The organism is Janthinobacterium kochi (assembly GCF_051380715.1).
Lineage (GTDB): Bacteria > Pseudomonadota > Gammaproteobacteria > Burkholderiales > Burkholderiaceae_D > Janthinobacterium.
This window is the reverse complement of sequence record NZ_JBNYXO010000001.1, coordinates 747,804-765,716: the sequence shown is the minus strand read 5'-3', so window position 1 is coordinate 765,716 and position 17,913 is coordinate 747,804. Positions and strand designations below refer to the sequence as shown.

At 64.1% G+C, this 17,913-nt stretch carries 18 protein-coding genes; 5 read left to right on the top strand and 13 right to left on the bottom strand.

The genetic code is table 11. The features are described 5' to 3' along the window. The first annotated feature begins 9 nt into the window (after positions 1-9). The gene (gene lysS / locus ACQ4WL_RS03580; RefSeq protein WP_436508123.1) at positions 10-1,539 is read left to right on the top strand and encodes a lysine--tRNA ligase; all 1,530 of its coding nucleotides are present in this window, start codon (positions 10-12) and stop codon (positions 1,537-1,539) included. Positions 1,540-1,729: 190 nt separating this feature from the next. Here lysS and ACQ4WL_RS03575 read toward each other — a convergent pair whose 3' ends face one another. The 11 genes from ACQ4WL_RS03575 to ppnN form a co-directional block, all read right to left on the bottom strand. Continuing rightward, positions 1,730-2,731 (bottom strand): Gfo/Idh/MocA family protein, encoded by a 1,002-nt coding sequence (locus ACQ4WL_RS03575; protein WP_436508122.1) that lies wholly within the window; start codon positions 2,729-2,731, stop codon positions 1,730-1,732. Positions 2,732-2,743: 12 nt separating this feature from the next. Further along, positions 2,744-3,766, bottom strand: a complete 1,023-nt coding sequence (locus ACQ4WL_RS03570; RefSeq protein ID WP_436508121.1) for a porin — start codon at positions 3,764-3,766, stop codon at positions 2,744-2,746. Positions 3,767-3,801: 35 nt separating this feature from the next. Further along, positions 3,802-4,761, bottom strand: a complete 960-nt coding sequence (locus ACQ4WL_RS03565; RefSeq protein ID WP_436508120.1) for a 2-hydroxyacid dehydrogenase — start codon at positions 4,759-4,761, stop codon at positions 3,802-3,804. A 20-nt stretch (positions 4,762-4,781) separates the two neighbouring features. Next, positions 4,782-5,768, bottom strand: a complete 987-nt coding sequence (locus ACQ4WL_RS03560) for a sugar kinase (protein ID WP_436508119.1) — start codon at positions 5,766-5,768, stop codon at positions 4,782-4,784. Then, positions 5,765-6,511 (bottom strand): sugar phosphate isomerase/epimerase family protein, encoded by a 747-nt coding sequence (locus tag ACQ4WL_RS03555; protein ID WP_436508118.1) that lies wholly within the window; start codon positions 6,509-6,511, stop codon positions 5,765-5,767. The genes ACQ4WL_RS03560 and ACQ4WL_RS03555 overlap by 4 nt, the downstream gene beginning before the upstream one ends. Further along, the gene (locus ACQ4WL_RS03550; protein ID WP_034755389.1) at positions 6,508-7,242 is read right to left on the bottom strand and encodes an amino acid ABC transporter ATP-binding protein; all 735 of its coding nucleotides are present in this window, start codon (positions 7,240-7,242) and stop codon (positions 6,508-6,510) included. The genes ACQ4WL_RS03555 and ACQ4WL_RS03550 overlap by 4 nt, the downstream gene beginning before the upstream one ends. Then, the gene (locus ACQ4WL_RS03545) at positions 7,229-7,879 is read right to left on the bottom strand and encodes an amino acid ABC transporter permease (protein ID WP_436508116.1); all 651 of its coding nucleotides are present in this window, start codon (positions 7,877-7,879) and stop codon (positions 7,229-7,231) included. The genes ACQ4WL_RS03550 and ACQ4WL_RS03545 overlap by 14 nt, the downstream gene beginning before the upstream one ends. Before the next feature lies 1 nt (position 7,880). Beyond that, positions 7,881-8,573, bottom strand: coding sequence for an amino acid ABC transporter permease (locus ACQ4WL_RS03540; RefSeq protein WP_436508115.1), 693 nt, complete (start codon positions 8,571-8,573; stop codon positions 7,881-7,883). Positions 8,574-8,664: 91 nt separating this feature from the next. Further along, a complete protein-coding gene (locus ACQ4WL_RS03535) occupies positions 8,665-9,471 on the bottom strand; it encodes a transporter substrate-binding domain-containing protein (RefSeq protein ID WP_436508114.1) in 807 nt (268 codons plus the stop codon). A gap of 212 nt (positions 9,472-9,683) precedes the next feature. Further along, entirely contained in the window at positions 9,684-10,751 is a 1,068-nt protein-coding gene (locus ACQ4WL_RS03530; RefSeq protein WP_436508113.1) for a LacI family DNA-binding transcriptional regulator, read from the bottom strand. 194 nt (positions 10,752-10,945) lie between these two features. After that, positions 10,946-12,316, bottom strand: coding sequence for a nucleotide 5'-monophosphate nucleosidase PpnN (gene ppnN / locus ACQ4WL_RS03525; protein WP_436508112.1), 1,371 nt, complete (start codon positions 12,314-12,316; stop codon positions 10,946-10,948). A gap of 311 nt (positions 12,317-12,627) precedes the next feature. On the opposite strand from ppnN, the gene ACQ4WL_RS03520 reads away from it, so the two are divergent. From ACQ4WL_RS03520 to ACQ4WL_RS03505, 4 genes are all read left to right on the top strand, one after another. Next, positions 12,628-14,133, top strand: a complete 1,506-nt coding sequence (locus ACQ4WL_RS03520; protein ID WP_436508110.1) for a peptide MFS transporter — start codon at positions 12,628-12,630, stop codon at positions 14,131-14,133. Positions 14,134-14,263: 130 nt separating this feature from the next. Further along, complete coding sequence (locus tag ACQ4WL_RS03515; protein WP_436508109.1) at positions 14,264-14,950, top strand: UPF0149 family protein; 687 nt, start codon at positions 14,264-14,266, stop codon at positions 14,948-14,950. A 12-nt stretch (positions 14,951-14,962) separates the two neighbouring features. Further along, complete coding sequence (locus ACQ4WL_RS03510; protein ID WP_436508107.1) at positions 14,963-16,666, top strand: intermediate filament family protein; 1,704 nt, start codon at positions 14,963-14,965, stop codon at positions 16,664-16,666. Positions 16,667-16,677: 11 nt separating this feature from the next. Further along, on the top strand, positions 16,678-16,998 hold the full coding sequence (locus ACQ4WL_RS03505) for a hypothetical protein (RefSeq protein WP_436508105.1): 321 nt from the start codon (positions 16,678-16,680) through the stop codon (positions 16,996-16,998). Positions 16,999-17,049: 51 nt separating this feature from the next. Here ACQ4WL_RS03505 and ACQ4WL_RS03500 read toward each other — a convergent pair whose 3' ends face one another. Then, complete coding sequence (locus tag ACQ4WL_RS03500) at positions 17,050-17,571, bottom strand: GNAT family N-acetyltransferase (protein WP_436508104.1); 522 nt, start codon at positions 17,569-17,571, stop codon at positions 17,050-17,052. A gap of 98 nt (positions 17,572-17,669) precedes the next feature. Further along, entirely contained in the window at positions 17,670-17,897 is a 228-nt protein-coding gene (locus ACQ4WL_RS03495; RefSeq protein ID WP_035819625.1) for a hypothetical protein, read from the bottom strand. Positions 17,898-17,913: the final 16 nt, after the last annotated feature.

Sequence of the window (17,913 nt, the reverse complement as noted above, 5' to 3'; positions counted from 1 at the left end):
AAGAACACCATGACTACGGATATCCAAGAACAAGCCGCCGCCCCCGATGAAAACAAGATCATCGCCGAGCGCCGCGTCAAGCTGGCAGCACTGCGCGAACAAGGCATCGCCTTCCCGAACGATTTCCGCCCCGAGCACAAGGCGGCCGATCTGCACGCGCAATACGGCAGCAAGACGCGCGAAGAGCTGGAAGCCGAACCTGTCACCGTGGTGCTGGCCGGCCGCATGATGCTTAAACGCGAAGCCGGCAAGAAAGCCGCTTTCGCCACCCTGCAAGACGCTTCCGGCCCGAAAGCCGACGGCCGCATCCAGATCTACGCCACGCTTGATCTCACCGGCGAAGCGGCCATGGCCGCCCTGCACCACTATGACCTGGGCGATATCCTGGGCGTAACGGGCACGCTGTTCAAGACCAAGACGGACGAACTGACCATCAAGGTCACGCAACTGCGGTTGATCACCAAGTCGCTGCGCCCGCTGCCGGACAAATTCCACGGCCTGGCCGATCAGGAAACCAAGTATCGCCAGCGCTACGTCGACCTGATCATGAACGAAGAGACGCGCCGCACCTTCAAGGCGCGTACCGCCGCCATTTCGTCGATCCGCCGCTTCATGGAAAAGAACGAATTCATGGAAGTGGAAACGCCGATGCTGCACACGATTCCGGGCGGCGCGGCGGCAAAGCCGTTCATCACGCACCACAATGCGCTGGACATGCAAATGTTCCTGCGTATCGCGCCCGAGCTGTACCTGAAGCGCCTGGTCGTGGGCGGCTTCGACCGCGTGTTCGAGATCAACCGCAACTTCCGCAACGAAGGCGTGTCGATCCGTCACAACCCTGAATTCACGATGATGGAATTCTACGCGGCCTACACCGACTACAAATGGCTGATGGATTTTACCGAAGCCGTCATCCGCCAGGCCGCCATCGACGCGCACGGCACCGCCACCCTGACCTACGGCGGCCGCGAACTGGATCTGGCCAAACCGTTCCACCGCCTGACCATCGTCGAAGCGATCAACAAGTACGCTCCGGGCTACACCGCCGAGCAGTTGAACGATGCCGAATTCATCAAGGAAGAGCTGAAAAAATTCGGCGTCAAGCCGTTCGCCACGGCCGGCCTGGGCGCGCTGCAACTGGCGCTGTTCGAAGAGACGGCTGAAGCGCAGCTGTGGGAACCGACCTACATCATCGACTACCCGGTCGAAGTGTCGCCACTGGCGCGCGCTTCCGACACGGTGGCCGGCATCACCGAACGTTTTGAATTGTTCATGGTGGGCCGCGAAATCGCCAACGGCTTCTCCGAGTTGAATGACGCGGAAGACCAGTCGGCCCGCTTCCTGGCGCAAGTCGCTGCCAAGGATGCCGGCGATGAAGAGGCGATGTTCTACGACGCCGACTACATCCGCGCGCTGGAATACGGCATGCCGCCGGCCGGCGGCTGCGGCATCGGCATCGACCGCCTGATGATGATCATCACGGATTCGCCAAACATCCGCGACGTCCTGCTGTTCCCTCACCTGCGCCGCGAAGAGTGATGAACACCTGAAAAATCTACTGCGCGTCGCGATTTGCGGCCTGCGATGCTCACTGTGCTATAGCACAGTTGCGCTTCTTAGCCGCAACTCCCATCCGCTCGCTACGATTTTTCAGGCGTTCGATGCTTCAAGGCAAAAAAAGCCGCCTGATTTTGCGATCAGGCGGCTTTTTTACTTGTGCGGCCGGCCGTCAGCCGGCCAGGGTCACGCGCTGGTGGCTGCGGCTGGCCTGCTGCGCCGCCAATGCCGTGGCCAGCGCGCGCATGCCGTCGTCGCCAGTGGCGGCCGGCTGCCCTTCGCCGCGCATGGCCCGCTGGAAGGCGCGCACCGAACGCACATACAGGTTTTCATGCTCGACGGGGATGTCGACGCTGCCACCGTCGCGCGTCAGGCAAATGGTGCCGACGGGGCGCTGCGTCATGACGCCGGTGGCGAAGATGGTGCCCTTGGTACCGATGATTTCCACGCCGGACAGCGAATGCGGCGCGTTGAACGCGTCGTGCACCTGTACCAGGGTGCCGTTGTCGAACTCGATGACGGCCATCAACCCCTCGTCCAGCCCGGCCACCGTCATGCCGCCGCTGGTGGCGCAGGCGGTGACGTGGCGCGGCTCTGAATCGAGCAGGAAGCGCAGGGTGTCGATATCGTGCACGAACATGTCGAGCGTGACGCCGCCCGACTCCGGCGCGTCCAGGCGCCAGCCGCGCAAGTGCTGCGGCAGGTTGTTCGCGTGCAGCACACGGCAATACAGGGGCTGGCCGATCTCGCCGGCGCGTATCAGCTCGCGCACCTTGCCATGGCTGGCGGCGTTGCGCAGATGGTGGTTAATCCCCAGCACCACGCCCGCTTCGGCGCAGCCGTCGACCATGCGGCGGGCGTCGTCCAGGTTCAGCGCCAGCGGCTTCTCGCACAGCACGTGCTTGCCGGCGCGCGCCGCCTGCAAGGTCTGCGCCATGTGCCACTCGTTGGTGGTGCTGATGTAGACGGCGTCCGCGCCCGGATGGGCCAGCGCCGCATCGAGGTCGGTATAGCTGGCGGCGATGCCGAACCGCGCCGCAAAGGCGGCGCCGCGCGCGGCATCGCGGCTGACCACGGCCAGCACCTCAGCGTCGCCCTGTTGGCCGATAGCGTCGACCATCCATTCGCGCGCCACGGTGCTGGCGCCGACCAAAATCCATCCGATCTTCTTCATTCGATTCTCCCGTTAAAAAGTGTGGCGCAGGCCGAGGTTCCATGCCTGGTTGCCGGTACCGTTATCGGTGGCGTTGCCCACCACATAGGCGGCGCCGTTGCGGTTGTCGATATGCGCATAGGCCGCATACAAGGTGCTGCGCTTCGACAGCGCATAGGTGTAGCCGATGCCGACCTGGGAAGCGTCGCCGTTGGCGGCGCGCCGGTCGTCGCGCCGCACGTACGAGAACAAGACACGGTGCGGACCCACCGGCAAGGTGGCACCCAGCATCAGGTCCGCGCTGTCGACCGTGGTGGCGGCGCCCGCCGTGCTCTTGCTGACGGCGACGGCGCCATGCGCCTTGACCACGCCGAAGTCCCAGGTGGCGCCAAGCACCGTGTTCCTCGCCGTCCCTGCCACCAGCGCGCTTGACAGGGTGTTGGCGGCCTGGTGCGCCAGGCGCACATACAACGGTCCGCTGGCATAGGTGGCCGCCGCGCCCGTGTAGCGCCTGGCCGAGGCGTCGCCGAGCACTTCGCCGAAGCCGTACGCCAGTTCACCGGAAAGGCCGCCGCGCACGGGCGAGCTGTAAGTGATGCTGTTGTCGACGCGGCTGATGTAACCGGCCGCGAAGACATTGCTCATCCTGCCCGCAAAACCCAGGTAAAACGGATCCAGCACCCCCAGGCTGCTATCGATGAAGGTGTACTGACGGCCCAGGCGCAGCGTACCCGCCGCGCCGGCGAGGCCGACGAAAGCCTGGCGCCCGAACAGCAAGCCGCCCTGGGCCGAAGCGCCCGTGTCGGCCAGGATGCCCGCATCCATCGTGAACAGCGCCGTCATGCCGCCGCCCAGGTCTTCGCTGCCCTTGAAACCGAGCCGCGAACCGTTGGCGATGCCGCTGGTCACCTTGAGCACCCGACCGCCGGGGCCGCCGCTCTCGGACACCACGCCCAGGTCCATGATGCCGTACATGGCCACGTTCGACTGCGCCGAGCACAGGCCGCCGCAGGCGCCGGCGCCGATGATGATTGCTCTTGCTACCTTGTTCTTCATGTCTTGCCCTGTCTGTCTTTTGATGAAAACTGCGCCTAGCTCACCAGGTGGCGCGGACGCTCGCCACGCAGGCCGGCCAGCAGGTTGTCCACCGCCTGCTGCGCCATGGCAAAGCGCGTTTCGTGCGTGGCCGAGCCGATGTGCGGCAGCGCCACCACGTTGGCCATGCGCGGCAGAGGATTGTCCGGCGCCAGCGGTTCGCGCTCGAACACGTCGAGACCGGCACCGTGGATGGTGCCCTGTTGCAGCGCCTCGATCAGCGCTGCCTCGTCGACGATGCGCCCGCGCGAACCGTTGATGAAGATGGCGCCGGGGCGCATCAGCGCGAACTCGCGCCGGCCCATCAGGCGTTCCGTCTGCGCGCTCAGCGGCAGCACCACGCAGACGAAATCGGAGCCGGCCAGCAAGTCGTCGAGCGACACCTGGCGCGCACCCAGCGCCGCTTCCACCTCGGGCACGGCTTCGCCATTCACGTACAGCACCTGCATGCCGAAACCCAACGCGGCGCGGCGGGCGACGGCGCGGCCGATGCGGCCCATGCCCAGCATGCCGATGGTTTTTCCATGCACGTTGACGCCGTACTGGCTTTCGCCCACGCTGCGCGTCCAGCCTCCAGCCTTGACGAATTCGGCCAGTTCGACGACGCGCCGCGCGCTGGACAGGATCAGCGCGAAGATCGTGTCGGCTGTCGTTTCCGTCAGCACGTCAGGCGTATTGGCCAGCAAGATGCCCCGTTCGCGCAAATAATCGACGTCGAACTGGTCGACGCCCACCGAAATGGTGGAAATGATGCGTAGGTCAACGGCCGGGTCCAGCAGTTCGCGGTCCAGGCGCACGCTGGCGCCCAGCAGGCCGTGCGCGCCACGGATGGCGGCGGCGAACGCGGCGCGGTTGCCCGCATCGATGGCCTCGAAATACGTCACATCACATTCGGCGCGCAGGCGCGCCAGCAGCGGTTCGGCCAGTTTTTTATATACAAGCACATGTTTTTTCACGTGTGTTTCCCCTGTTCGATTCAAGATGGGACCAGCGCGTCGAGCTGGGCGCGGGTCGGCAAGCCTTCCATGTCGCCGGCCACCTGGATGGCGAAGGCGCCGACCCGGTTGCCGCGCCCTACCGCCTGCGCCAGCGGCAAGCCTTCCAGCAAGGCGCTGACCAGGCCGGCCGCGAAGCCGTCGCCGGCGCCCACCGTGTCGACCACATTGGCCACGCGCTCGCCCGGCACCATGCCGCTGTCGCCGTCGGCCGTGCGATAGTAGGCGCCGTCGGCGCCCAGCTTGATGACCACCAGGCGCGCGCCCTGCTGCAAATAAAAACCGGCGACGTCGTGCGGCAGGTCGTGGCCGGTGAGGATTTTCCCTTCCCCCAGGCCGGGCAGCACCCAGTCGGCCTTGGCGGCGAGACGGTTGATCTCTTCGACCATGACGGCTTGCGAGGGCCACAGCGAGGGCCGCAGGTTCGGATCGAACGACACGCTCCGGCCATGCTCGCGCATGAAGTCGAGCGCCTGGCCGGCGAACGCCAGGCTGGTCTCGGACAGCGCCGCAGCCACGCCCGTGGCGTGCAAGTGGCGCGCGGACAGGAAATAGGCAGGGTCGAAGTGCTCGGGCGCCAGCCGGCTGGCGGCGGAACCCTTGCGGAAGTATTCGACCAGCGGATCGGCGCCGTGCTCGGCCTTCTCCTTGAGCAGGAAGCCGCTGGACTGGCCGGCGACGGCAACGACCCGGCTGCAATCGACGCCTTCGGCCTGCACGCTGGCGCGGATGAAGCGGCCGAACGAGTCGTCGCCCACCCGGCTCAGCCAGCCGACTTTCAAGCCCAGGCGCGCCAGGCCGATGGCGACATTCGTCTCGGCGCCGGCCAGGCGGCGCGTAAAGTGCGCCACGGCCGCCAGGTCTCCCGTTTGCTCGGCAACGAACATCGCCATCGCCTCGCCATAGGTGACGACGTCGAGCGCATGCGCTCCTTGAATTTCCTTTTGGCTCAGTTCATGTTCCATCATGCGGCCTCCAGCATCTGGATGTAGCGGCCCGTTTCGGCCACCAGGTCGGCGCCGTCGAGCGGGAATTCGATGGCCCGCTGCACGCCCGGCGCAAAATGCGCGAAGACGGCGCGCCAGGCGGGATCGGCCTCGGAGACGGCGCAGGCGGACAGCCTCCCCCCGTCCTCCAGGACTGCCTTGCAATGCACATAGCGCACGTACGGCGCCAGCAGGCGCGCCGCCTGCTGCGCGTCCTCGCCCACCCAGCGCCAGTTGCCGATGTCAAACGTCAGCCCCACCGGCAGGCCGGCTTCGCGCGCCGCCGCCAGGAAGCGCGCCATCGTCGCCAGCCTGCCGCCATGGGCCGTCTGGTCGTTTTCCACCAGCAGCGCCACGGGCGCGACCTCCAGCCGGGCCTTCAAGGCTGGCAAGTCCGGCGCGGCCGGGTAATGGCCCAGCGACACCTTCAGGTAGCGCGCGCCCAGGCGCGCCGCCTCGTCCAGCATCTGCTGCAGCAGCGCCAGCTGCAGCACACCGTCCTCGCCCCACAGTTCGATGGGCGTGGAATACACCGAGTACAGGCCGCGCGCGGCCACCGCCGCGCCCATGCGCACCAAGTCCGGCAAGTCGGACGTAAACAGTTCGCGGCGAATTTCGATGCCGGCGCCGCCCGCATCGGCCACCACATCGATGAAATGGCTTTGCCCCAGCTGCCTTACCCTGCTTGCGCCGTACGCCGACGCCGCCACCAGGACGGGGCTCATTTGATCGCTCCCGCGCCGACGAACTGGCGCGCTTCGGGCGTTTGCGGGTTGCTGAAGAAGGCTTCCGACGGCCCGCTTTCCCACACCAATCCCTGGTGCATGAAGACGGTGACGTCGGCCATGCGCCGCGCGAACTCCATCTCGTGCGTCACCAGCAGCATCGTCATGCCCGCCTGCGCCAGCTCTTCCATCACCTTCAGCACTTCCTGCGTCAGTTCCGGATCGAGCGCCGACGTCACTTCGTCGAACAGCATCACTTGCGGCTCCATCGCCAGCGAACGGGCGATGGCCACGCGCTGCTGCTGGCCGCCCGACAGCTGCTCGGGATAAGCTTCGCGCTTATGATCCAGGCCCACCTGCTTGAGCACGCGCAGGGCCGTGGCGCGGCCCTGGGCATCGGGCACCTTCTTGACGATGCGCGGTGCCAGCATGACGTTTTCTTCCACCGTCAGGTGGGGAAACAGGTTGTAGCTCTGGAAGACCATGCCGACATCCTTGCGCAAGTCGAGCAGGTGCTCCTGGCGCGCCGTCAGCGTATGGCCGGCCACGACGATGCTGCCGCTATCGATGGTTTCCAGGCCGTTGATACAGCGCAGCATGGTGCTCTTGCCGGAGCCGCTGCGGCCGATCACGGCGATGACCTGGCCCCGCTCGACGGCGAACGAGACGCCCTTGAGCACGTGATTGGCGCCGAAGCTCTTGCTGATATTGTCGATTTCAACGATGGGCATGGAATTTCCTTTCCAGTGAATGGCTGTAGCGCGACAGCGGGTAGCACATCGCAAAGTAGATCAGGGCGACGACGGGGAAGACGATGAAAGGCAGGAAGGTCGCGTTGCTGACCAGTTGCCCTGCCCGCGTCAGTTCCACCACGCCGATGATCGAGGTGATCGAGGTGTTCTTGATGATCTGCACCATGAAGCCCACCGTCGGCGGCAGCGAATGGCGCAGCGCCTGCGGCAGGATGACGTAGCGCAGCTGCTGGTAGCGGTTCAGCGCCAGCGCGGCCGATGCTTCCCACTGCTGGCGCTGCACGCCTTCGATGCAGCCGCGCCAGATCTCGCCCAGGTAGGCGCTGGCAAAGATCGTCATCGCCGCGCCGGCCGCGATGATCGGCGACAGCTTGTAGCCGAACAGGGCCAGGCCGTAATAGGTGAGAAACAGCACGATCAGCACGGGCGTACCCTGGATCAGCTGGATGTACAGGGCGCTGATGCAACGCAGGAACGGGCTGCGCGCCGTGCGCAGCAGCGCCACCGCGAAGCCGGCGATGCCGCCCGTGATGAAGACGATCAGCGACAGGCCGATGGTCCAGCGCGTGGCCTCGAGCAGGAATTGCAGGTTATCCCAGGAAAAGTCACTGATCATGTCATGCTCCCATGCGCGCCGCGCCCAGACGGCGGCGGCGTTTGAAGACGATCTGGCCCAGTACCCAGAAGCTGAAGCGGAACAGCAGGGCCAGCAGGATGTACAGCACCATCACGACGATGTAGATCTCGAAGCTGCGGAAGGTTTCCGAGTCGAGCAGGTGGGCGGCGGCGGTCAGCTCTTCGGCGGAAATGGCCGACACCACGCTCGAGGCGAGCATCATCAGCGTGAACTGGCTGGCCAGCGCCGGATACACCTTTTCCAGCGCCGGCAGCAGCACCACGTGGCGCATCACCTGCCAGCGCGTCATGCCCAGCGCCTGCGCCGCCTCCAGCTGCGACGGATGCACGGCGCCGATGCCGGCGCGCACGATTTCGGCCGCGTAGGCGCCCAGGTTGACCGTCATGGCGACGAGCGCGGCGCCGTTCGCGTCAAGCTGGAGGCCCAGAGACGGCAAGCCAAAGTAAATGATGAACAGCTGCACCAGGAACGGCGTGCTGCGGATCACTTCGACATACGCGCGCACCGCCACGCGGGCATAGGCGGGACCATTCTTCAGGATGACGGCGGCGCACACGCCCACCGCCAGTCCCAGCACCATAGCCAGGGCGCTCAGGCGTATCGTCAGCGCCGCGCCCCACAACAGGCGGTCCAGCGATTGCATGACGAGCTCGAAATGAAATTCATACGGCATACTCAACTCCTTATCTACGTGCGCATCCCCGGCGACGCCACCATGGTGGCGCGCCGTATGGACAAACACTTTCCCTAGGCGGCTTGCGGTATCAGAAGGTCGGCAATGGCGGCAGCGGCGCGCCGCTCCACTTGCGCGCGATGGCGTCGAGTTCGCCGTTCAGCTTGACGTAGTAGATGAAATTGTTGAGCCACTGGTGCAGCTCGAAGTCACCGCGGCGCACGGCCATCGAATTCGGTTGCACGGAATACGTGAACCGGACCTCGATCTTGCCCGCGCCGCGTGTCTTGATGATGTCGAGCGCCATCGTGCTGGGGATAGAGACGGCATCGACCTGCTTGCTGAGCAAGGCCTGGGTGACGGTGGCGTCATCCTCGAAACGCACGATGGCCGTGCCGGCTGGCGCCATGCGGCTCAGCGCCGTGTCATTCGTGGTGCCGCGCGTCACGCCTACCTTCTTGCCCTTCAAGTCGGCCAGGGCCTTGAATTTGCCGCCGACCGGCGCGACGATCGCCAGTTCGAACGCGCTGTAGGGCATGGTGAACATCAAGGTCTTGGCCCGTTCCGGCGTGGGCGCCAGGGTCGCCACGAGGAAGTCGACCTTGCCCGATTCCAGCGACGGCACGCGCGACGGCGCCGTCAACGGCACCACTTCCACCGGCAGGTTCAGGTATTTGCCGATCAGGTTGGCGACGTCGACGTCATAGCCGATGGGCGCCCCCTTGGCGTCGATGCTGCCAAACGGCGGCGTGCCGCTGACCACGCCGATGGTCAGCTTGCCTTTTTTGATCAAGTCACCCAGCGTCTGGGCGCCAGCGTCGGCGGCCGCGCCCAGGGCACACGTTGCTGCCAGCGCGCAAGCCACGAACTTCGCGTAAAACAGTGTCGTCATCTTCATTTTTCCGTCTCCTGTGATCCCGGTACCGGCCTCGTCGAGGCACTTCCGGGAATATTGTCAAATGGACGATTCAGATCGTCTCTTGCCGTGTCGTTACAACCTCGTGCAACCATTGTCCTGCCTGCCGCTCCACGCCCCTTTCCAGTGTGAAAACATTCTATGAAACCGGTTCCATACCTTCCCCAAAAAAAAGGGCAACGCCCTCTTCCCCGTCAATCGCCGTCCTTGCGTTCTGCGCTGCGCTGGGTGGAGTTGCGCACAATCAACTTACCTGGCAACAGCACCTCGCGCGGCGGGCACTGCTCGCCCTGCAGACGCGACAGCATGCACGTCATCGCCGTAAAGCCGATTTCATAGGTCTGCTGCTCGATCGTGCTCAGGCCCGCCAGCGGCGACCACGGCAATTCGTCAAAGCCCAGCAGACCCACGTCCTCCGGCATGCGCAGCGCAAGGCGCTGCAGCATCAGCGCCAGTTCCAGCGCCACCATGCCGTTCGAGGCCAGCAGCGCCACGCGGCGGCCGTGCCACTGCGCCAGGCATAGACGCACTTGTGCGTCGATGGAAGGACGGTCGTCCAGGTCCACCGCCAGCACTGCGCCCACGCAGCCCGGATGCTCGGCCATCACGGACTGGAAGCCGTCGGCGCGCATCAGGCGCGAGCTGACGCCCGTCAAGGGCGGCGCGACGAAGGCGATAGCGTCGAAACCCTGCTCGATTAAGTGTTGGGTTGCCAGGCGACCCGCCTGCACATTGTCCAGGCCCACCAGGTCGAAATCGGCGCCCTCGATGCGGCGGTCGACCAGCACGATGGGCATGTCCGCCTGCTGCAAGTCGGACGATTCGATGTTGCGTCCCTGCGTGTTGACGATCAGGCCTTCCACGCTGTACGAACGCAGCGCGGCCAGCGACTGGCGTTCGCGCTGTTCGTCATTGCCGGTATTACACAAGATCAAGGTATAGCCATGCTGCTGGCAGGCCGCCTCCACGCCTTGCAGCACGGCCACCGTGTAGGGGTTCAGCATGTCCGCCACGACCATGCCGATCAGGCGCGTGCGGCCGCGCTTGAGGCCGCGCGCCATCTGGTTCGGCTGGTAGCCGAGGCGCGCGATGGTGCTTTCGATCTGCTGGCGGATGTTTTCGGACAAAGCGTCCAGTTCACCACCGAGAAAGCGCGACACGCTGGTCTTCGACACACCGGCCTCGCGCGCCACCTGGGCGATGGTCACGGGCCGTGCCGGCTCGCCGGAGAGGGTTTTTTTATTGCCGCGTACTGAATCCAAGCTTGTTCTCCACTACCTGTTGACTTGCATATTTTTATTTTGGAACCGGTTCCAAAGATAGCACCCACGCATCGATGACGCAAGCGATTTGATTACTTGTGGTAGCGAAAGCACATGCTGGGGGCCAAATGTGAAAAGCGCCACCCTCCCCCGGCAAACGCAGGGGGTGGGCGGCGCGATGGTGTCAAGACTGTTTACTGGACCACGGTGTAGCAAGGCACATACGCCGTACCCGCCAGTTTCATCCGGTGCTGCGCCACGAAAGAGGCCAGCAGCGCGTCCATGGGGCCGGCGATGGATTTGTCGCCATGGATTTCAAAGTTGCCGTGCTCTTCGATCGAACGGATGCCGTCGTCCTTGACGTTGCCCGCCACCACGCCGGAAAACGCGCGGCGCAGCTGGGCTGCCAGCAAGTGCGTGGGCTGGTTCTTGTGCAGGCTCAGGTTGCGCATGTTTTCATGCGTGGGCTGGAACGGCTTCTGGAACTCGTGGTCGATCTTCAGCAGCCAATTGAAGTAATACGCATCGCTGTGCGCCTTGCGGAATTCGCGCACCAGGCGTATGCCTTCGAGCATTTCGCGCGCCACCAGTTCCGGGTCGTCGATGATGATCTTATAGCGCTGCTGCGCTTCCGGGCCCAGCGTGTCGCTGATGAACTGGTTGATCTGCACGAAATACTCGCGCGAGGTTTCCGGTCCCGTGAAGATCAGCGGGAATGGAATCTCGGCATTGTCCGGGTGCAGCAGGATGCCGAGGATGTACAGAATCTCTTCGGCCGTGCCGGCGCCGCCGGGGAACACGACGATGCCGTGGCCGGCGCGCACGAACGCTTCCAGGCGTTTTTCGATGTCCGGCATGATGACCAGGTCATTGACGATGGGGTTCGGCGATTCGGCGGCGATGATGCCCGGCTCGGTGATGCCTAGGTAGCGGCCATTGTGCAGGCGCTGCTTGGCGTGGCCGATGGTGGCGCCTTTCATGGGCCCCTTCATCGCGCCCGGGCCGCAACCGGTGCAGATATCAAGGCCGCGCAAGCCCAGCTGGTAGCCCACTTCCTTCGAATAATTGTATTCGGCGCGGTTGATCGAATGGCCGCCCCAGCAAACAACGAGGTTCGGGTTGAGCTGGGTTTGCAGCACGTTCGCGTTGCGCAGTATGTGGAAGACGGCGTCCGTCACGCCTTCCGTGCTCTGCAAGTCGAATTTCGGGTTACCCGTGACTTCATCGCTGACGAAGATGATGTCGCGCAGCACGGCAAACAGGTGCTCGTGGATGCCCTTGATCATCTTGCCATCGACAAAGGCGATGGCTGGCGCGCCCTTGATGTCGAGCTTGATGCCGCGCTCGCGCTGGATGATGGAGATTTCAAACGATTGGTAGCGCTCCAGCAAGGCGCGGCCATCGTCGATGGTACTGCCGCAATTCAAGACCGCCAGCGCGCAGCGGCGGAAGGTGTTGTACAGGCCGCCCTGGCTGGTGTCGAGCAGTTTGTTGACTTCAGTCTTGGAGAGCACGTCCAGGCGGCCTTCCGGTGAAACCAGAGTATCGATAACGTCGTGTTCCATAATGCGAAAAATCCCTTTAAAAATCGATGCTCGAAGGTCTTGCAGCCTTAATATACGACAAGTCGGGCAAGTTGTGCTGTGGCGCCGCCAAATCGCCCCGGCCGCCCTTGCCTGCAAACCGGTTTGACCAATATGAAACAGTCATTCTTGCTAATGCAAATCGAAATCTTCGCTCAGCGCAATTTGTAGATTAGAATGCCAGCCTATTGGAATTCCCGTGCGTGAGGTTCTTCATGAGAGTCCCCGCCGCCCGCAGGCTTCCATAAGTTTGTTTTATCGATTGACTATAATAATTTTTCAGGAGGAACCGCATGAGCGGTGCGACTACGCCCAACAAGGAAGCCGTTATTCCCGAGTTCAAGCAGATTATGGGCCATCCAAGCCCATTGTGGATGTTGTTCATGACTGAATTCTGGGAACGCTTCGCGTTCTACGGAGTTCGCTGGGCGCTGGTACTGTACATCGTTGCCCAGTTCCACGGCGGCGATGGTTCGGGACAGGCAGCGGCCAACCTGACCTACGGTTCCTTCCTCGCGCTGGTGTATGCCGGCGCCCTGTTCGGCGGCTATATCGCCGACCGGGTCATCGGTTACCAGCGCTCGATCCTGCTGGGCGCCGTCTTCATGGCTGCCGGCCTGTTCTGCATCTCGGTACCGAACCAGGACATCTTCAACCTGGGCCTGGCCACCATGATCGTCGGTAACGGCATGTTCAAGCCGAACATCTCGACCATGGTCGGCAAGCTGTACACGACAGCCGATCCGCGCCGCGACAGTGGCTTCACGATCTTCTACATGGGCATCAACATGGGCGCCATGGTTGCGCCCGTCTTCACCCAGTGGCTGGCCGAGTCGATCTTCGGCACCAGCGCCATGCCTTCGTACAAGATGGTCTTCATGGCGTCCGGTTTCGGCATGCTGATCAGCCTGGTATGGTTCTTCATCGGCCGCCGCGCCCTGAAGGGCATCGGCGCACCGGAGGCCGGTTCCGGCAACCCGATGCGCGTCGTCTGGGTGGCCGTCGGCTCGCTGTGCGTGATCCCGCTGATGTACTTCCTGCTGACCGTCGGCGCTGAAAAGTTGCAAATCGTCCTGACCGTGCTGTTCATCGGCCTGGCCTTCATGCTGATGATCGAAGGCATCCGCAACGGCAAAGTGGCGCGCGACCGCGTCATCGCCATGCTGCTGATCTTCGTCTTCAACATCCTGTTCTGGATGTTCTTCGAACAGGCTGGCAGCTCGTTTACCTTCCTGGCTGACAAGATCGTCAACCGCGACCTGGGCTTCTGGATCTTCCCGACCGCCTATTTCCAGACCGTCAATTCGGTCGCCATCATCGTCTTCGCGCCGATCATCGCCGCCATCTGGGTCTTCCTGGCGCGCCACAACGTCAACCCTTCGATCCCGCGCAAATTCGGCCTGGGCTTGCTGGGCAATGCACTGGCCTTCGGTTTGCTGATCTTCGCTCTGTCGAGCCTGGTTGGCGCCGATAACAAGATCCCGTTCTGGACCCTGACCACCGTGTACGTGCTGCAATCGATCGGTGAGCTGTGCCTGTCGCCTATCGGCCTGTCGATGGTCACCAAACTGGCGCCAGTGCGCCTGGTTGGCCTGGGCATGGGCGGCTGGTTCCTGTCGACCGGTATCGGCAACAACCTGTCGGGCATCTTCGCCAGCCACGTCAGTGGCACGAGCGGCATGTCGGTGCAATCAGCCCTGTCCGGCTACACCTTCGGCTTCTGGTCCCTGCTGGGCGCCGGCGTCGTGCTGTTCCTGATCGCACCGCTGATCAACAAACTGATGCACGGCGTGAAGTAAGCGTTCTGCCTTGGATAAAGACGGCGGCCTGCGGGCCGCCGTTTTTCATTCCGGCAGCCGTTTTCTCCTGGGCGAGCGGTACAATACCGCCAGGGCCACCGGCCATCCACCCACATTACTGAAAAATCCCATGTCCAGCATCTCCACCACCACGCCCCTCTCCGACGACGAATACGCCGAACTCGACACCCTGCTGGCGGCGCCCGCCCTGGCCGGCGCCGCCATGGATGTCTCCATGCTGGAAGGCTTTCTCACGGCCGTCGCCCTGAGCCCGAAACAGATCACGCTGGAACAATGGCTGCCCTGGGTGTGGGACAAGGCGGCCGGCACCACGGCGCCCGCGCCGGATGCTGACAGCGAACGGGCAGCCAGCCTGGCCCGACGCCACCATGCCTACATGGTCGAATGGCTGGCGAAGGACCCGGACAGCTTCGAGCCCATTTACGTCTGCGGCCCCGAATGGAGCGTGCCCGCCTGGTGCGCAGGTTTTGTACTGGGCACCAGTCTGGACAAGCCCCAATGGGCGGCCCTGGCCGTCAGCCACCCGCAATACCTGGCGCCGTTCCAGCACCTGGCCGCTGCCAGCGAGCTCGACGACGATGCGGCCGAAACGGCCATGGATGGCGTGATTCCCGCTGTCATTGCCATCAATGCGGCCTGGGCGCGCCAGCGCCACCTGAAAAGCCAGGCACACAGCCAGCCCGGCGCCACCATGCTGCGCGACGTGCCAAAGACGGGCCGCAACGACCCGTGCCACTGCGGCAGCGGCAAAAAGTATAAAAAATGCTGCGCCGACGCCGATAGCGCGGCCAGCTAAGGACGTATCTCCTTGCGCCAGCTGCTGACGGCCATCCTGCGCTTCCTGCTGCGCCACGCGCTGCAGTTCGCCCTGTTCATCGTCATCCTGCTGGCCGGACGCCTGTTGCTGGCCGAATGGCGCGCCTACAGCGCCGGAAGCGAGGCCGTCGCCGCGCTCAGGCTGGCCGCCGGCGGCGCCGGCAACCATGGCGCCGGCCTGGCCGCTGCCGCCACGGCCAGGATCAACGCCCTGCAACACGCCTCGCAGACCGTCATCGCCACCCGCCTGCAGCAAGTGCAGGCGCACCTGCGCCAGCTGCGCGCGCAACAACAGCCGTCGCTGTTTACTATTCCCCTGCCCGACACGGGCACGCTGGCCTTGCATGCGCAGGAGGAAGCGGCGCGCCGCGTGGAAATCGAAGTGCTGGCGCAGGAAGCCCGTTATCTGACCTCTTTGCAAGCAGCGATCAGCGGCGAAGATGCGCGGCACACGCTGGCGCGCCTGCACGCGGAACACGTCAGCGCATATGCGGCGCTGCAGCAGAACCTGGCCCAGCGCCGGGAGCTGGAGGCGCGACACCCGCTGGCGGCCCGCCTGCCCGGCAGCGACGCTTATGCGCAGCTGTCGCAGCTCGAAGCCGAGGGCCAGCGCTTGCGCGAGATCAATCTGCAAGCCTACAAGGCCTGGGCAGCGCAGCGCGCGCGCACCATCGACGCCACGAACGCCGCCCGCCCCGCGCCATTCGCCATCAACGAGCAAGCCTTGAGCGGCGCGCTGGCGCCCGTGCAGGCGGCGATCAAGGCTGCTGAAGGGCAGCTGGCGCGCAACTGGATCGCCCGCTGGCGCGCTCCCGTCATGGACGTGGCGCCCACGGCCGCCCTGCTGGTACTGTCGGCCATCGCGCTGCCCGTTGCCATCAAGGCCTTCTTTTACTTCGTGCTTGCGCCTATCGCTTCCCGTTTGCCGCCGCTGTCGATCGCGCGCGAGCTGCAAATCGCGGGCAGCTCCCTGCCCCTGCCGCCGCATGGAGAGTCGCGTATCTCTGCCGTCTCGCAGGCGCTGCAACTCAAACCTGGACAGCAGATGCTGATCCACCCCGAATACCTGCAATCGTCGCCCGTCAGCACGCATAAATGCACGCAATGGCTGCTGGACTGGCGCTTCCCGTTCACCAGCCTGGCCGCCGGCATGGTGGCGCTGACCCGGCTGGAAAGCGCTACCACGGCATCCGTGACGATCTCCGCCAGCGACGACCCGCTGCTGGAAGTGGCCATCATCCACCTGCCCGCCGGCAGCGCATTGGTATTTCAGCCACGGGGCCTGGTGGGATTGATCTGCTACGCCGGCCAGCCGCTGGCGATATCGAGCCACTGGCGCCTGGGCAGCCTGCACGCCTGGCTCACCCTGCAGCTGCGCTTCATCGTCTTTCGTGGCCCCGTCACCCTGATCGTGCGCGGCTGCCGCGGCGTGCGCCTGGAGCGGGCGGGCCAGGGCCGCTCCATCAGCCAGTGCGCCACCCTGGGTTTTAGCACCGACGTGCAGTACTCGACCCTGCGCAGCGAAACCTTCATCCCCTACCTGCGCGGCCAGCAAGCCTTGCTCAACGACCGCTTCGACGGCGACAACGGCATCTACCTGTACGAAGAAACCCCGCGCCACGGCAAGCAGCCCGGCAAGGTGGGCAGCTGGTTCGAGGGTTTCACCGATGCGATCTTGAAAGTGTTCGGCATCTAGCCGAGGAAACCATGATGAACGACTTCCTGTTTGCCGATTTTCTCGAGGACCATGCCGCCTATGCGGCAGCACAAGCCTACTGGCAGGCACGCATGGCCTTCCTCGACGGCCAATGCACACTGTATCTCTGCGCACGGCGTTTGCCAACGGTCAGCCATTTAATGACGGCAATCCCGTCGTCAACCTGGCCGACCGGAGCGCTGGCAAGGCGGCGCGCATCGTGCAGCAATGCCCGCATGAATTCGGCCCCTGCTACACCAGTTTCGAGCACGCCATCGAACTGGCCGCCGGCGATGAGTGCCGACCGGCGCAGGAAAAGGTCATCGTGCTGACCTTGACGCAGGCGGCGGCGCAACGCGCCGAGGATGAACTGCGGGCCTGGTTCAGGCCAGGCCAAGGGCAGCACCATCCGGCACAAAAGCCGGCTGCAGCAAGCCATACACATGCAAATCGACAAACGCACCATTCAATAATTCCGCCTGACGCAACACGCCTTCGTGCATAAATCCCAGCCGCCCGGCCAGCGCACTGCTGGCATGATTGCTTGCTGCGCACTGCAATTCGATGCGGTGCAACTGCAGCACGCCAAACGCATGCGCGAGGACGGCGCGTACCGCAGCGCTGGCGATGCCCCTGCCCTGGAACTGGCGGGCCAGGTAATAGCCGATTCTGGCATTGCGGTCCGCTGCGTCGATGTCTTTCAGGCGGATGCTGCCGCATAAAGCCGTGCCGGAAAAAACATGCCATTCCAGCACTTCACCGCTGGTGGCGCGCGCGGCAGCGGCTTCCAGATAGGCCCTGGCATCGTCGACGCACGCCAGTTGCACCACGGCGGGAAGGAAAGCGTGCAGGTGTTCACGGTTTTCCCCGACCAGGGTGGCGAGCGCTTCGGCGTGTTCAGCCAAGGTTGGAACAATAGAGATATCAGGAAATGCTGAAAGAGTCAGATGCATATGTCCCTGGCGGGCCGGTAAAGTGAAACAAGAAACACGCAGCAGTATCGCTACGCCGCAATCGAATGCGACACCGTCAGCCACTCGCCCGGCTGCAAATTCGCCGCCGCCTCGCGGGTGGCCAGCACGCTGTCCGGGTCCAGGTCGGACCGGTTCAGCTTGTAGGAATAGGCGAAATCGTCGGCATCGAATGCCTGCCCCGCCTTGACGTAGTACTTGAAGCCGACAAAGGAGTCGGGATTGGTGACGACCGAGTACTCAAGCGTGACATTGTTCATGGCGGGCCTCGTCAAC

Excerpts from the sequence above, each read along its gene's own strand:
- ppnN (WP_436508112.1), bottom strand. The coding sequence starts at position 12,316 with ATGGAACACGACGTTATCGATACTCTGGTTTCACCGGAAGGCCGCCTG.
- ACQ4WL_RS03545 (WP_436508116.1), bottom strand. The coding sequence starts at position 7,879 with ATGATCAGTGACTTTTCCTGGGATAACCTGCAATTCCTGCTCGAGGCC.
- ACQ4WL_RS03535 (WP_436508114.1), bottom strand. The coding sequence starts at position 9,471 with ATGAAGATGACGACACTGTTTTACGCGAAGTTCGTGGCTTGCGCGCTG.
- ACQ4WL_RS03505 (WP_436508105.1), top strand. The coding sequence starts at position 16,678 with ATGATGAACGACTTCCTGTTTGCCGATTTTCTCGAGGACCATGCCGCC.
- ACQ4WL_RS03540 (WP_436508115.1), bottom strand. The coding sequence starts at position 8,573 with ATGCCGTATGAATTTCATTTCGAGCTCGTCATGCAATCGCTGGACCGC.
- ACQ4WL_RS03520 (WP_436508110.1), top strand. The coding sequence starts at position 12,628 with ATGAGCGGTGCGACTACGCCCAACAAGGAAGCCGTTATTCCCGAGTTC.
- ACQ4WL_RS03550 (WP_034755389.1), bottom strand. The coding sequence starts at position 7,242 with ATGCCCATCGTTGAAATCGACAATATCAGCAAGAGCTTCGGCGCCAAT.
- ACQ4WL_RS03560 (WP_436508119.1), bottom strand. The coding sequence starts at position 5,768 with ATGATGGAACATGAACTGAGCCAAAAGGAAATTCAAGGAGCGCATGCG.
- ACQ4WL_RS03515 (WP_436508109.1), top strand. The coding sequence starts at position 14,264 with ATGTCCAGCATCTCCACCACCACGCCCCTCTCCGACGACGAATACGCC.
- ACQ4WL_RS03495 (WP_035819625.1), bottom strand. The coding sequence starts at position 17,897 with ATGAACAATGTCACGCTTGAGTACTCGGTCGTCACCAATCCCGACTCC.
- ACQ4WL_RS03570 (WP_436508121.1), bottom strand. The coding sequence starts at position 3,766 with ATGAAGAACAAGGTAGCAAGAGCAATCATCATCGGCGCCGGCGCCTGC.
- ACQ4WL_RS03555 (WP_436508118.1), bottom strand. The coding sequence starts at position 6,511 with ATGAGCCCCGTCCTGGTGGCGGCGTCGGCGTACGGCGCAAGCAGGGTA.
- ACQ4WL_RS03575 (WP_436508122.1), bottom strand. The coding sequence starts at position 2,731 with ATGAAGAAGATCGGATGGATTTTGGTCGGCGCCAGCACCGTGGCGCGC.
- lysS (WP_436508123.1), top strand. The coding sequence starts at position 10 with ATGACTACGGATATCCAAGAACAAGCCGCCGCCCCCGATGAAAACAAG.